The sequence below is a fragment of the Thalassotalea sp. Y01 genome (assembly GCF_012932945.1).
Classification (GTDB): Bacteria; Pseudomonadota; Gammaproteobacteria; order Enterobacterales; family Alteromonadaceae; genus Thalassotalea_A.
The window spans coordinates 323,589-336,549 of the sequence record NZ_JABBXG010000005.1 but is presented as its reverse complement, the minus strand read 5'-3'; the positions used below and the strand labels follow the sequence as shown (position 1 = coordinate 336,549).

16 protein-coding genes are annotated in these 12,961 nt (G+C 42.6%); 13 read left to right on the top strand and 3 right to left on the bottom strand.

The features are described 5' to 3' along the window. Positions 1 to 19: 19 nt before the first annotated feature. Complete coding sequence (locus HII16_RS09835; RefSeq protein WP_135437281.1) at positions 20 to 736, bottom strand: response regulator; 717 nt, start codon at positions 734 to 736, stop codon at positions 20 to 22. 437 nt (positions 737 to 1,173) lie between these two features. Between HII16_RS09835 and xthA the strand changes: the two genes are divergently transcribed. Then, positions 1,174 to 1,983, top strand: a complete 810-nt coding sequence (gene xthA, locus HII16_RS09830) for an exodeoxyribonuclease III (protein WP_169129709.1) — start codon at positions 1,174 to 1,176, stop codon at positions 1,981 to 1,983. A gap of 29 nt (positions 1,984 to 2,012) precedes the next feature. Further along, positions 2,013 to 2,822 carry a 23S rRNA (guanine(745)-N(1))-methyltransferase gene (gene rlmA, locus HII16_RS09825; protein WP_169129707.1) on the top strand — a complete coding sequence of 270 codons (810 nt, stop codon included), beginning with the start codon at positions 2,013 to 2,015 and terminating at the stop codon, positions 2,820 to 2,822. An 85-nt stretch (positions 2,823 to 2,907) separates the two neighbouring features. Here the strand turns inward: rlmA and yfbV are convergent, their stop codons facing one another. Then, positions 2,908 to 3,330, bottom strand: a complete 423-nt coding sequence (yfbV, locus tag HII16_RS09820) for a terminus macrodomain insulation protein YfbV (protein ID WP_135437284.1) — start codon at positions 3,328 to 3,330, stop codon at positions 2,908 to 2,910. A 615-nt stretch (positions 3,331 to 3,945) separates the two neighbouring features. On the opposite strand from yfbV, the gene HII16_RS09815 reads away from it, so the two are divergent. From HII16_RS09815 to tcdA, 8 genes are all read left to right on the top strand, one after another. After that, positions 3,946 to 4,341 (top strand): ACT domain-containing protein, encoded by a 396-nt coding sequence (locus tag HII16_RS09815; protein ID WP_169129705.1) that lies wholly within the window; start codon positions 3,946 to 3,948, stop codon positions 4,339 to 4,341. A 22-nt stretch (positions 4,342 to 4,363) separates the two neighbouring features. After that, positions 4,364 to 4,714 carry a Spx/MgsR family RNA polymerase-binding regulatory protein gene (locus tag HII16_RS09810; RefSeq protein ID WP_169129703.1) on the top strand — a complete coding sequence of 117 codons (351 nt, stop codon included), beginning with the start codon at positions 4,364 to 4,366 and terminating at the stop codon, positions 4,712 to 4,714. Next, on the top strand, positions 4,707 to 5,852 hold the full coding sequence (dapE, locus tag HII16_RS09805; protein ID WP_169129701.1) for a succinyl-diaminopimelate desuccinylase: 1,146 nt from the start codon (positions 4,707 to 4,709) through the stop codon (positions 5,850 to 5,852). The genes HII16_RS09810 and dapE overlap by 8 nt, the downstream gene beginning before the upstream one ends. 23 nt (positions 5,853 to 5,875) lie before the next feature. Then, positions 5,876 to 6,592, top strand: coding sequence for a M15 family metallopeptidase (locus tag HII16_RS09800; RefSeq protein ID WP_169129699.1), 717 nt, complete (start codon positions 5,876 to 5,878; stop codon positions 6,590 to 6,592). Continuing rightward, positions 6,585 to 6,776, top strand: a complete 192-nt coding sequence (locus HII16_RS09795) for a hypothetical protein (RefSeq protein WP_169129697.1) — start codon at positions 6,585 to 6,587, stop codon at positions 6,774 to 6,776. The genes HII16_RS09800 and HII16_RS09795 overlap by 8 nt, the downstream gene beginning before the upstream one ends. Before the next feature lie 256 nt (positions 6,777 to 7,032). After that, entirely contained in the window at positions 7,033 to 7,974 is a 942-nt protein-coding gene (locus HII16_RS09790; RefSeq protein ID WP_169129695.1) for a LysR family transcriptional regulator, read from the top strand. 166 nt (positions 7,975 to 8,140) lie between these two features. Then, on the top strand, positions 8,141 to 8,929 hold the full coding sequence (locus tag HII16_RS09785; protein WP_169129693.1) for a hypothetical protein: 789 nt from the start codon (positions 8,141 to 8,143) through the stop codon (positions 8,927 to 8,929). 232 nt (positions 8,930 to 9,161) lie between these two features. Further along, positions 9,162 to 9,959 carry a tRNA cyclic N6-threonylcarbamoyladenosine(37) synthase TcdA gene (tcdA, locus tag HII16_RS09780; RefSeq protein WP_169129691.1) on the top strand — a complete coding sequence of 266 codons (798 nt, stop codon included), beginning with the start codon at positions 9,162 to 9,164 and terminating at the stop codon, positions 9,957 to 9,959. Positions 9,960 to 10,054: 95 nt separating this feature from the next. On the opposite strand, the gene HII16_RS09775 is transcribed toward tcdA, so the two are convergent. Further along, positions 10,055 to 10,402, bottom strand: coding sequence for a rhodanese-like domain-containing protein (locus HII16_RS09775; RefSeq protein ID WP_169129689.1), 348 nt, complete (start codon positions 10,400 to 10,402; stop codon positions 10,055 to 10,057). Between the two features lie 151 nt (positions 10,403 to 10,553). Between HII16_RS09775 and HII16_RS09770 the strand changes: the two genes are divergently transcribed. From HII16_RS09770 to HII16_RS09760, 3 genes are all read left to right on the top strand, one after another. Then, on the top strand, positions 10,554 to 10,898 hold the full coding sequence (locus HII16_RS09770) for a carboxymuconolactone decarboxylase family protein (RefSeq protein WP_135437294.1): 345 nt from the start codon (positions 10,554 to 10,556) through the stop codon (positions 10,896 to 10,898). Positions 10,899 to 11,010: 112 nt separating this feature from the next. Continuing rightward, complete coding sequence (locus HII16_RS09765; RefSeq protein WP_169129687.1) at positions 11,011 to 12,234, top strand: Xaa-Pro peptidase family protein; 1,224 nt, start codon at positions 11,011 to 11,013, stop codon at positions 12,232 to 12,234. 5 nt (positions 12,235 to 12,239) lie between these two features. Continuing rightward, on the top strand, positions 12,240 to 12,920 hold the full coding sequence (locus HII16_RS09760; protein WP_248289573.1) for a sulfotransferase: 681 nt from the start codon (positions 12,240 to 12,242) through the stop codon (positions 12,918 to 12,920). Positions 12,921 to 12,961: the final 41 nt, after the last annotated feature.

Genomic DNA, 12,961 nt, shown 5'->3' with positions numbered 1-12,961 from the left:
AACCTCTGGTGGGTACTAATTATTCCCACGCATCCGGTACGAAAAGATACCCTTGACCCCAAATTGTTTTGATTCTAAATGGTGTTTCATTTGAATCATGCAGCTTTTTGCGCAAACGAGAAATACGTACATCGACGCTACGGTCCATACCATCGTATTCACGTCCAACAACCGCTTTATAGATATAATCACGGTTTTGCACTTCACCAGCTCGTGTCGCCAGTAACCACAATAAATCAAACTCTTGGCTGGTTAATTCAATGTTTTCAGTGTCTAAGGTAACTTGTCTAGAATTACGATTAACATGCAACTTACCGCAGCTAATTTCAGCTTTCTCACTGCCACCTTTAGGCAGTTGACCACGACGTAAAAGCGCATTAACACGAGCAAGTAATACTCGAGGCTCTACCGGCTTAGCGACATAGTCATCAGCGCCAATTTCAAGACCCAACACCTGATCGAAATCAGTGCTTTTCGCCGTTAACATTAGGATAGGATTGCTATACGACGGGCGTAAATCGCGACATACCGTGAAGCCATCTTTGCCTGGCAACATAACATCCAAGACAATTAAATCTGGTGAAAAGTTTTCCACGGTCTTTGCTACCGTGTCACCACGGAATTCTTGTTTAACGTGAAAGCCTTCGCTAACCAGAAAATCTTTGATCAAATCTGATAGTTGACGATCATCTTCAACCAGTAGTATTTTTTTTAAACTTGGTTTATTTTCTGCCATTTAAATCGCTCCAAAAGGTTCAACGAATCTACGTATGTTTTGTAAACACTTGGTAGAAAAGTAATTATTTTTTCAATATGTTCGTAGTTATAACAAATAAATTTGCCAGTTGATAATGTTAATTAACAAACCACTTTACATTTTTGCAACATTAAAAAACCATTATAAACAGTGACTTAAAGCTAATTCCTAACAAATAACCAACATTTTTTGATAACAAATCAACACCACAGTTTACACCTTGGTTACAAACTTAAGGTAGAAACAGCAAATATCGATGCCCTGTTCAAAAATTCGCCCTTGGTTACATTTTAGTTAATTGATTTATAAAGACTAAATTTATTGCTAAAAAAATATCAAATAATTTTGGTGACACTCTAACGAGGCCTGACATTACCTGTTAAAATGCCTGCACGCATCACTAAATAAACATCATTATGAAAGTTATTTCCTTCAATATTAATGGCCTTAGGGCTCGTCTTCATCAATTGCAAGCGGTGATAGACAAACACCAACCAGATATTATTGGCTTGCAAGAAATCAAAGTTCATGACGAAGCATTTCCGCTAGAAGATGTCGAACGTATGGGTTATCACGTTTATTTTCACGGTCAAAAAGCGCACTACGGTGTCGCTATGTTATGTAAAAATCAACCGTTGAAAGTTCAAAAAGGCTTTCCTAGTGATAACGATGACATGCAAAAACGTATGATCATGGTAACGACCACCGACGAGCAAGGCCGTGAAGTTACCGTCCTTAATGGTTACTTCCCGCAAGGTGACAACATTAATCATGAAACGAAGTTTCCATACAAGCGTCAGTTTTATAAAGATTTAATGGGCTATTTAAACGAGTACCATCAACCAACTGACCATGTCATTGTTATGGGCGATATTAATATCTCACCGGTTGATCTGGATATTGGCATAGGTGAACCTAACCGTAAGCGTTGGTTGAAGACCGGTAAATGTAGTTTCCAACCTGAAGAACGCCAATGGCTGCAAACACTGCTCAATTGGGGTTTTACCGATACATTTCGCGCTTTGCACCCAGACCTAGGCGACAAATACAGTTGGTTTGATTATCGCTCGCGAGGCTTTGATGATAACCGCGGGCTGCGTATTGACGTTGTTCTAGCAACCCGTGAACTTGCGTCATTATGTGTTGAGTCAGATATTGATTATGAATTACGTGGCATAGAGAAGCCGTCAGACCATGCGCCTATTTGGTCGGTCTTTAGCGGTTAATGTTGTTCACTTAGATACGGATACAGATCATGATCCAGCAGGCAAAATACAGCTGCCCTATTTGCGGCGAACCGTTAGCAAGGGTAAATAACAGCTATCAATGCGCGCAAAAACACAGCTTCGACATAGCCAAAGAAGGTTACGTTAATTTGTTGCCGGTGCAATTTAAGCACTCTAAAAACCCAGGCGATAATAAAGACATGGTCAATGCTCGCCGAGCCTTTTTAGACGCGGGTTATTATCAGCCATTGCGCGACACCATTGTTAGCATGCAACAACAATATATGCCTAATGCATGCGTTGTTGATGCCGGCTGCGGTGAAGGCTATTACACCGCGGCTCATGCGGCAACGGACACCACAGTGTACGGCATTGATATTGCAAAAAATGCCGTACGTATCGCCTCTAAAAAATATCCGCAGTGTCATTTTAGTGTTGCATCTATCGCCCAGTTACCTTTTGAGGATGGCTCGGTAGAATGGTTGTATTCCATATATGCGCCGATAAAAGCGAATGAGTTCAAGCGCTTACTAAGTGACAAGGGTTACTTATTGACGGTTACGCCAGCCGCTCGCCACCTATGGCAACTTAAGCAATCGATTTATAGAGAAGCCAAGCTCCATGATGAAAGTAAAAGTCAGATTGAGGGCTTTACCCTAGTGGATGAACAACGTTTACGTTATGACATGACCTTTGATGACGGTCAAATGGCGCTTAAATTATTGGCTATGACACCATTTGCCTTTAAAAGCTCAGCGCAATTGACCGAGCAATTATCATTATCGACTAATTTTGTTTGCGAAGCGGACTTCTTGATACGCTTGTATCAAAAACAGTGACATTAAAAAGCCATCATCTAAACGTAAAAACGCATCTTTCGATGCGTTTTTTTGTGTTCATAGTGTTGTTTGTACAGCAATATAATTACATACGTTGGTTATAAGAGTAATTTAGCAAGGTTGCCAAGTCATGATAGGTTGGCTTGTTCGCGGTGAGTTCTAGGTCTTCCATTTCTTGCTTTAATTTTTCAACACCCTGTCGATACCAGTTAGCCAACGAAGGTGGCAATAACTCTTTCGCTTGTTTGGCCATGTAAACCACAGCTTGAAAAGGCATTGATGCAATGAAAATACCATAGAATAACGCTTGCTTAAGCTGCTCTACGCCAAAAAACATCAGCGGCAATATAAATGCCAGTGCAGCCAAAGGTGGTGCGTAACGCAACACGAACCGGCTCGCTAATACCGCTCGATATTGAGGAAAGTAATTGATCAATTCTGGACGTTTAGGCCAAGTATCAATGTATTTGACGCCAGTTTTATATATATCGTATAGGTGCTGTTGCATAGTCAGAAATTTGTCCGATGTCCAACAAGAGTTGCAGTGTTCTAGCTTATATAAAGCGCGGCTTTAAAAATAAACTTATCAGTTAAAAGATAACATACTTATCGCAACTACGCGTAACAATTTTAATGGCGTGATTGTTACAAAACATATCCTTTAAGCCGATCACCTTTTGCCCTATTGGTCAAAGATTGATCTTATTTTACAACTATTTGCTCGTAAACGGATCGTTTAACTGTCAACTTTTAAGCACTTGATCACTTTTGCATACAAACACTTTAAAAGATCAATTTAGGTTGTTTTTATACACAACCACCATAACCGGACGTTTTTTAACCTATTAAAATAAACTAATATTTACATATACTTACGGATGTTGTCAGAGCTTATATACACAATTACCCACACCTTTTGTGGATAATAACAGGTTTATCCAATGTTTAAAAAAACGTCTTAACAGATAGAAAAAGTCGTTTAATATCACGCTTATATATAGTTTGTACGGGTTTCTACGGCGATTTAGTCGCAGTGTAACAAAAGAAAAAGCAATACCATTAAAATGGCCCCTGCGTTATAGTATGGATCAATAGGTAATTTAGGTAGCTAAAAGGGATCCGTATGGCAAAACAAACGTTAGAGGTGTTAGCAAACACGTTTACCATTCATAGCTTTACCCCTGAAACCAAAATTCCAGAACAGGTATTCACCGCAGGCGTGTTTTTTATCGGCAAAACCCATGATGAATTGTCCATCGTTTTGCCAACCAGTTTTGAGCTGCAAAGCTTAGAAGCAGAGTCTGACTGGCGAGCCTTGGAAGTGTTGGGGCCGCTAGGGTTTTCATTGACGGGTATTTTATCCGATATTTCAGGTGTGTTGGCAAAACAAGAGATCAGTATTTTTGCCATATCGACATTTGATACCGACTATATTTTGGTGAAGAACCATACCCTGGCAAATGCCATTTCAGCCTTAAGGCGTGCCGAGTACCTAGTCATTAATAACGATACAGAATAAACTCAAACGTAAGATAGACTCTATGACAACTATATATGGTATCCATAACTGCGATACGGTCAAAAAAGCATTAACGTGGCTAGACAGCGCCAACATCGAATACACTTTTCACGATTTACGTAAAGATGGTCTTAATGCCGACCTATTGGCCGACTTTAGCGGCAAAAGCGATTGGTCTTCACTGATCAATAAACGTAGCACCACCTATCGTAACCTCGAGCAAGACGTCAAAGACAACTTGCAAGGCGATGTTGCCGCCAACACAGTGTTAGAACATGTTACCTTGCTAAAACGTCCGCTATTAATGCACAACGGTGAATTGCACCTAGGTTTTAAAGCTGCTCAGTATCAAGAGTTATTTGGTCATGAGTAATAAATCCGAAGTTATAGAGTTAACCGAGGAACTGGTATCGCGTCCATCGATAACACCAGTAGACGAAGGTTGCCAAGAGTTAATGAAACAGCGTTTAGCGGCACTTGGCTTCAATAATGAAACCATGGTGTTTGAAGATACCACCAACTTATGGTCGCGACGCGGTGATAGCGACCCGGTATTTTGTTTTGCCGGACACACCGATGTTGTTCCTGTTGGTAACCTAGATAAATGGCATACCGATCCATTTACGCCAGTTATTAAAGATGGTTGGCTGTACGGTCGAGGTGCTGCCGACATGAAAGGTTCATTGGCGGCGATGATTGTCGCTACTGAACGCTTTGTCAAAGATTATCCATACCATAATGGTTCGATTGCGTTTTTAATAACCTCTGATGAAGAGGGACCATTCATTAACGGTACGACACGTGTCATAGATACCCTAGAAGCACGCAATGAAAAAATAGATTGGTGTATTGTTGGGGAACCATCGAGTACCAATAAATGTGGTGACATCGTTAAAAACGGTCGTCGAGGCTCTATTACCGCGGATGTGCAAGTGCATGGCATACAGGGTCATGTCGCCTACCCTCATTTGGTGAAAAACCCAATCCATATGGTTGCGCCAGCGTTAGCTGAGTTAGCGCAATATCAATGGGATGAAGGCAATGACTATTTCCCACCAACGAGTTTGCAAATATCAAATTTAAATTCAGGTACCGGTGCGACCAATGTGGTACCAGGTGAATTGCATACCATTTTTAACTTGCGCTACAGTACCGAGATAAACGATCAAATCATTGTCGATAAAGTTGTCGATATTCTTGATAGCCATGAGCTCGACTATGATGTTCACTGGACGTTTAATGGCAGACCGTTTTTAACCGAACCGGGGGCATTACTTGATGCGGTTATCTCAGCGGTTAAAGAAAGTAACGGTGTCGATGCCACCCCATCAACATCAGGTGGCACATCAGATGGTCGCTTTATAGCACCAACAGGTGCACAAGTGGTTGAATTGGGACCGACTAACGCGACCATTCATAAAGTAAATGAATGCGTGAACTGTCAGGATCTCGATGACTTGGTTGAAATGTATTATCTGGTTATGAAAAAATTGTTAGTTGATAACGATTAAAGATAATGAATTGATTAAACACTATGGCAACGGCACACAAGATTACAACAGAACAAGTATATGGCCTCACCGATGAACACATTCATTGGCTAGACAATGGTGCCGGTATTCATAAGAACATGCTAGCTGCGTTTAATCATATGCAACGAGCCGCAAAAGCAGCAGGTTTTAATCTGCAGGTTGCCAGTGGCTTTCGCAACTTTACTCGTCAGTTACACTTGGTCAATGCCAAGTTGACTGGCAAGCGTGCAATCAAGAACAGAGAGAATAAGGTGATTGATTGCAGCGTATTGAGCGAACTTGAACACGTGCAAGCCACGATGTTGTTCTCAGCCTTGCCTGGTGGCAGTCGCCATCATTGGGGCACCGATATCGACGTCTATGATCCCGACTTACAAAACCAGCAAGCATTGCAGTTAGAACCTTGGGAATATCAAGATAACGGACCACAAGCACCACTTAACCGTTGGCTTGATGCCAACATGCAGCGCTTTGGTTTTTATCGCCCCTATCAAGACTATCGCAATGGTGTCGCCGAAGAACCTTGGCACTTATCTTATGCACCATTAGCTAAGATCTATATGCAAGCCTTTGATGTTAGTGATTGGCATCAACTTATCGCCGCCAGTGAGCTGCACAACAAACAAACAGTGCTTGATAACCTCGACTTGCTATGCCAACAATTTGTCGTCAATGTGTGCCCGCCTTCACATCCAGACTTGGAGACTTCCCATGCCTAACTGGCTTATTATTCTAATTTGTTTACTGGCGCTAGCAGCCATAATTGGCAACTTATCATTGCTGCGACGAAGTAATAGCCCAATTCGTCGCAAAAGCCTAAACGATCTTGAAGAAACGTTGCCGCGAGCCGGTGATAAGCGTGAGCAAGACATTAAACAAAGTAAAAATAGAAAACGCCATTAACGGCGGTTTTTTATTACCGTCAATTATCCCCCTTTCTCTCGAACAAGCTAAATTTGCTTAGTTAAATCAGCATTTTAGTTTACTCAAAACGGCAATGAATTTGCCTTATCAGGGTCCACTGTTACACTTTATTTATGCTTAGCAGACAACGCTGCTATGCAAATATTTCTACGCGAAGGCTTTGTGCGAACGCTTCGGTATAGATGTTTCGGTGTAAATGTTTCGGTGTAATAAACAGCTGGATTGGTAAAAGGTAATGGTTGAGCAACAACTGGCACGTGTTGATTTGAATTTATTGGTATCATTATCAGTATTGTTAAAATACCGCAACGTTTCCCGCGCGGCGGATGCCTTGTTTCTCTCACAATCGGCGATGAGTCGCACCTTGAATAGACTACGAGATTTGTTCGATGACCCATTATTTCATCGCACCGCCACCGGTATCCTGCCAACGGATAAAGCCCTACAACTGGAAGCCATGCTGCCGGATCTACTTGAACATTTAAATCAATTTGTGCAAAAGGATGAATTTACCCCCGCATTATGCGAATCCCACTTTAGTATTTCTTTACCCGCCATCATGGGCTACACCAATATATTGCCACTATATCAAACCATCATGGAGCAGGCACCTAACGTCAGTTTTTCAGAATTGCCGGCAGAAGAGAATCCATTACCCATGTTAGAGTCTGGTCAGTTGGACTTTGCTTTATCAATAAAACGAGATCTGCCAAGTAGCTTTCTTGGTACACCATTAGGAACCGTAGATGTGGTCATTATTGCTCGCAAGGGTCACCCATTAGCAAAGCAAAGCCATGTGACTCTCGAACAGTGTGCGAAATACCCGTTTGCCGAACTTATGGTCGGTAATGAAAATACTCGAGATTTTAGAGGACCGAGTGAAGAATTAATGCAAAGGTTTAACGTCAAACGCCGAGTGCAATTTCGTTCAACTCAAGCCAGTAACCTGATCAAAGTATTACAAAACTCAAATGCGGTCATGCCTTGTGTCAAAGGCCTATTACAAGATCCATTAGTACACAATATATGCACCCCTCTCTTTCAATTTGACTTACCCAAAGACGTAAGAATTCAATTTATGTTGATTGAACATCGCCGCAGCGAGAATAGTCTAGATCATCAATGGTTTCGTGAGCATCTATTAAAACGCATCAGCACCTTCATTAATTTCCATTAATACTCAAGCTGTTAACAAAGAAGGTCGCCTAACGTCAGTGCACGGCGTGTCTTTAACGCATTATGCACATAGCGCATACTACCTATACATTTAAATCATTAGCCATCATAAATAGCCATCACTATAGTAGCGCCATATATTTGATAGGTTTTGACAGGCCCGATTGATGAACATGAAGCTAATTATTGCAGCGACACTTGCTTTTGCAACGACCTCCGCCTTGGCTGGTACCAGTACCACAAAAACTAAAAAAGATGAATGGCAGTTTGAGTTTACCCCCTTCGTATGGGGTGCCAAAAATGAGGGTGAATCAGGATCTTATCGCCAGGGCCCCGCAGGTCAAGAGCGCGGCAAACAATCAGAAGTCGATATAGATTTTCAAACCTTAATCGATCATACCGATGCCGCATTTATGGGTAATTTTAACGCCCGTAAAGACAACTGGTTATTGTATTCAGAGCTGATTTACTTAGATGTCAATGACAAGCAATCTCTTGCCAATTATGGCGCTCAAGATGGTAATGTCCATATTGACATCGAAGGCTACGTATTTGATATGGGGGTTGGCTATAAAGTCTATGAATCGAGTGACACCGAGTTATATAGCTACATCGGGGCTCGCGGTATGGAAGTCGACACTAATATCCAAATTGAAACCGCCAATGGCGCTAATCAAGCGCAAATAGGCAGTGACTGGGTTGACCCTTTAGTGGGTATCCACGTAATACATAAACTAAATAACACCTTCGCTGTGCAAGGCCGTTTGGAAACCGGTGGGTTTGGCGTCGGCTCGGATGAATCTTATCTGGTTAGTGCGGTTTTGGATCATAAGCTCAGCGAAAATTGGTCATTAAAGTACTTTTATCGCTATATGGAAGTCGATTACAAAGACCAAGGTTTTATCTATAACATGGAAATAAGCGGTCCAGGTATGGGGATATCCTATCGCTTCTAATAGCTTTTCAGCGTTTAGTATTTCTCAGCACAAGTGCAATCATCTCGACAGTGGCATGTGCTTTCGCCCTTCCCTGCATTTATTTACGCCTCTAGCCTAATTCGACACTAACTCGCTAGAGGTCAGATCTATTAGCATCGAATGGCGCTTTCTCTCGCAAGCAGATGCAAGCTGATGATTTTATCGCTATAATAGCCGCCTTTTTATTTACCCTAATTTGTCGAATTTATTGATGTCTGATTACTCATTACGTTTCGGTGGTATTGAACGCTTATACGGTGTACAAGCTGCGAGCGATATTAAAGATGCACATTTTTGTGTTATTGGCATTGGCGGCGTTGGCTCTTGGGCGGCAGAAGCATTGGCACGCAATGGTGTTGGCAACATCACCTTAATTGATTTGGATGATATTTGCATCACCAATACCAACCGTCAAATCCACGCATTGGCAGACACAATTGGCGAAAGCAAAGTTGATGTCATGGCACGACGCCTGCGTCAAATAAACCCCGACTGTCAGGTCAATGAAGTCGACGATTTTGTCACCGAAGACAATTTAGCCGAGTTATTGCAGCAAAGTTTTGACTATGTCATTGATGCCATTGACTCGGTAAAAGTCAAAACCGCCATTATTCAACATTGCAAGCGTAATAAGATTCCGATTATCACCATAGGTGGTGCCGGTGGGCAAACCGATCCCAGCAAAATAGCGATTTGCGATTTAAGCAAAACCTATCAAGATCCGTTATTGGCCAAGGTAAAGAATCAGTTACGTCGCCAATTTAACTACCCGCGCGAAGGCAAGCGTAAATTCGCTATAGATGCGGTATTTTCATCAGAGCAACTAAAGTACCCAGCGCAAGATGGCAGCGTTTGTCATGCGAAACAAAATAATGAGGGTGCAATGCGACTCGATTGCAGCGGTGGTTTTGGTGCGGCGACACATGTTACCGCCAGTTTTGCCTTCTTCGCCGTTGCTAAGTCGATGGAAAAATACCTCGCTCGCAAGCAGCGTCAACGAAAAGGCTAAAGCTCAGAGCTAAAGGCTAAGGGCTAAAACGAACAAGGGATTGACCTCATGTCGATCCCTTGTTCGTTTTAGCGCGATATCCGTTCGAGATAACGTTAAGAAAATGCCGAAATAACAGCATCACTTTTACAACTGATCGCCGTCACGTGTTGATAACCAAGGCGCATAATCGACTCGGCTGCTAACGACGCTCGTACTCCTGCTGCACAATGCAAATATATCGGCTGTGTTGCATCTTTAACCAACTCCAATAATTTTGCTTCAAGAATGCCTCGGGGAATATTCACCGCGTCACTGGCCATTCCTTTGGCACACTCTGCCGGTTCTCTGACATCAACAAGCAAGCCAGGTTTTTGTTGCAATTCAAGTTGAGCTTGCTCTGCACTAATGCGACGAATGTTTGGATATACACCGGCCATAAGTTCGGGCATGGTTTTTAACATGTTATCTACCTCATATACTGTCATATTCCCGTATTATATAAGAGCCCAATATATTAGCAACAACTAATATTAGTATTATCTAATGTAAGGTATATAATGAAATCAGCTTTATTTACCTAAAACACATGTCCTGATAAAGGTGGAATGATTGATGAATTATACCGAAGCAACACAAAATATTTCTAAGCAATTAAACAAATTCCGCAAGGAGCAAAACCCGGTTTTTGGCGGTTTTTCTGCCATGGCACGAGGCTGCTCGCAAGACGGTGCCCTATCGGCGAAAACCAAGGAATTCATAGCGACCGCAGTCGCTATCGCAAACCGTTGTGAAGGCTGTATTGGTTTTCATGTAAAAGCGTTGATCAATATGGGCACAAGCTACGCAGAATTTAAAGAAGTGTGTGAGGTAGCTATGTATATGGGCGGCGGCCCATCGGTTATGACGGTTGCCGAAGCGATGCAAGCGTGGGAAGAATTTGATGGTCCCCAAACATAACGCTCTTTGCCTGTAAATAAACGCAATTGATGGCATTTTTAATACCTTAGCACTTGCTTTAAGCACTCAAATCCGTACTCTACAACGCATATAATTAATTTTGGATATGATGATGACGAATAACGGAATTGGTGGCTCGACAGCAGAGTTGGAGTTAGCAAAATTAACCGACATGACCAGCGATGTTGAGGCGATTACTGAACAAGAATTCAGTCAACGGGTCAATAAAGCGCAAGCGATAATGCGCGAGCATAATATTGCCGCAACCTACGTAAACGCAGGTACCAATTTATACTATTTCACCGGTACTCGCTGGTACGCTTCCGAGCGCATGGTTGGCGCGATTATTCCAGCCAATGGCGATATTGAATATATTGCTCCACATTTTGAAATTGATACCCTTAAACAATTTATGGTGATCAAGGGCAAGGTCAATAGTTGGCACGAACATATTAGTCCATATCAAACATTCATTGATGCGTTAGCCAATATGGGCATTAAAGATGGCAATATCGCCATTGATGAGTCTACCGCATTTTTTATTGCCAATGGCATTCAGCAAACAGCAAGACAGCTTAAGTTAATTGACGCTAAAGTGGTTACCGCAGGTTGTCGTATGCAAAAATCTGCTGCCGAAATCGCCCTATTACAGCGTGCCAAAGATATGACATTAGAAGTGCACAAAGCAGCGGCGCGCATTCTACGCGAAGGTATAACAACAAAGGAAGTCGAGTCGTTTATTAACGAAGCACATAAACGCCTTGGCGCACCGGCAGGCTCTTATTTTTGTATTGTATTATTTGGCGAAGATTCTGCCTACCCGCATGGTGTCGCTAACCCTAAAGCGCTTGAGCACAATGACATTGTCTTGATCGATACAGGCTGCCAACTGCATGGTTATAATTCTGATATCACTCGCACTTATGTGTTTGGTGAAGCCAATCAACGTCAACGCCAAGTGTGGCAAGATGAAAAAGACGCGCAGCTTAAAGCATTTGCAGCGGCGCAAATTGGCCAGCCTTGCAGTGTCGCCGACAAAGCAGCCCGTGATTTCTTATGCGAACAAGGCTACGGTCCTGACTACAATTTACCCGGTCTGCCGCATCGTACAGGACACGGTATAGGGCTGGACATCCATGAATGGCCCTATTTAGTGCTAAGTGAGCAAACGCCACTGGCAAACGGTATGTGTTTCTCAAATGAACCAATGCTTTGTCTTCCAGGTGAATTTGGTGTGCGTTTGGAAGATCATTTTTATATGACCGAAAACGGCCCTAAATGGTTTACCGAGCCTGCCCATAGCATCGACGATCCGTTTGGTTATCACGCTGGCTAACCCCCATGAATGATGCTGCACCACAAATGAAGGGTAAAATCTTCATTATCGGCTTACCACGCACCGCAACCACCAGCGTCTGCGTGGCTATGCTCGATTTAGGTTTTAACGTCGCCCACACCTGCTATACCAAACGTTGCTTAGCAGAGGCTAATGTCATTGCAGACACACCAGTGTTTAGCGATTACCAAGGTTTAGACAAAGCGTTTCCTGGCAGTCGTTTTATTTATTTAGAACGAGATATGCAGCCATGGATTGCATCCATTAGGCGGCTATTGCAACGAATGCACGATAACCTAGTTCGTCAACATGGTGGCTTTAATCCCTACATCAAACACAGTTTTTTGCAGGTGTTTAGTCCATACAGCGCCGATATGCTGCAACAAGATTCGCTGCTAGCCAATTGCTATCGGCGCCATCAACAACAGGTATTCAATTACTTTCAAGGTCGAGAGCAGGATCTATTATCGATTAAGGTGAGCGATGCAGATGCTTTTGGTCGCTTATGTGCGTTTGTTGGTGTTGATGCACCTGCCGAGCACCCTGGCTTTAAACCGATAAACGTTGCGGGCAAAGTCATCGCCTGGAATAAAATCAGGCACCCGAATAAAGTCGATTCAAGCCATCGAGGGCGAATCGATGCTGATTTATTTTTGCATCTATCTAGCCTCGAATCCGCTAACTGATATACTAGGGTAAGTTGTCGATATTAAAGCCGCTTGTTAGA

Bases quoted from the DNA above. Each gene is read 5' to 3' on its own strand.
- HII16_RS09835 (WP_135437281.1), bottom strand. From the start codon at position 736: ATGGCAGAAAATAAACCAAGTTTAAAAAAAATACTACTGGTTGAAGAT.
- xthA (WP_169129709.1), top strand. From the start codon at position 1,174: ATGAAAGTTATTTCCTTCAATATTAATGGCCTTAGGGCTCGTCTTCAT.
- rlmA (WP_169129707.1), top strand. From the start codon at position 2,013: ATGATCCAGCAGGCAAAATACAGCTGCCCTATTTGCGGCGAACCGTTA.
- yfbV (WP_135437284.1), bottom strand. From the start codon at position 3,330: ATGCAACAGCACCTATACGATATATATAAAACTGGCGTCAAATACATT.
- HII16_RS09815 (WP_169129705.1), top strand. From the start codon at position 3,946: ATGGCAAAACAAACGTTAGAGGTGTTAGCAAACACGTTTACCATTCAT.
- HII16_RS09810 (WP_169129703.1), top strand. From the start codon at position 4,364: ATGACAACTATATATGGTATCCATAACTGCGATACGGTCAAAAAAGCA.
- dapE (WP_169129701.1), top strand. From the start codon at position 4,707: ATGAGTAATAAATCCGAAGTTATAGAGTTAACCGAGGAACTGGTATCG.
- HII16_RS09800 (WP_169129699.1), top strand. From the start codon at position 5,876: ATGGCAACGGCACACAAGATTACAACAGAACAAGTATATGGCCTCACC.
- HII16_RS09795 (WP_169129697.1), top strand. From the start codon at position 6,585: ATGCCTAACTGGCTTATTATTCTAATTTGTTTACTGGCGCTAGCAGCC.
- HII16_RS09790 (WP_169129695.1), top strand. From the start codon at position 7,033: ATGGTTGAGCAACAACTGGCACGTGTTGATTTGAATTTATTGGTATCA.
- HII16_RS09785 (WP_169129693.1), top strand. From the start codon at position 8,141: ATGAACATGAAGCTAATTATTGCAGCGACACTTGCTTTTGCAACGACC.
- tcdA (WP_169129691.1), top strand. From the start codon at position 9,162: ATGTCTGATTACTCATTACGTTTCGGTGGTATTGAACGCTTATACGGT.
- HII16_RS09775 (WP_169129689.1), bottom strand. From the start codon at position 10,402: ATGTTAAAAACCATGCCCGAACTTATGGCCGGTGTATATCCAAACATT.
- HII16_RS09770 (WP_135437294.1), top strand. From the start codon at position 10,554: ATGAATTATACCGAAGCAACACAAAATATTTCTAAGCAATTAAACAAA.
- HII16_RS09765 (WP_169129687.1), top strand. From the start codon at position 11,011: ATGACGAATAACGGAATTGGTGGCTCGACAGCAGAGTTGGAGTTAGCA.
- HII16_RS09760 (WP_248289573.1), top strand. From the start codon at position 12,240: ATGAATGATGCTGCACCACAAATGAAGGGTAAAATCTTCATTATCGGC.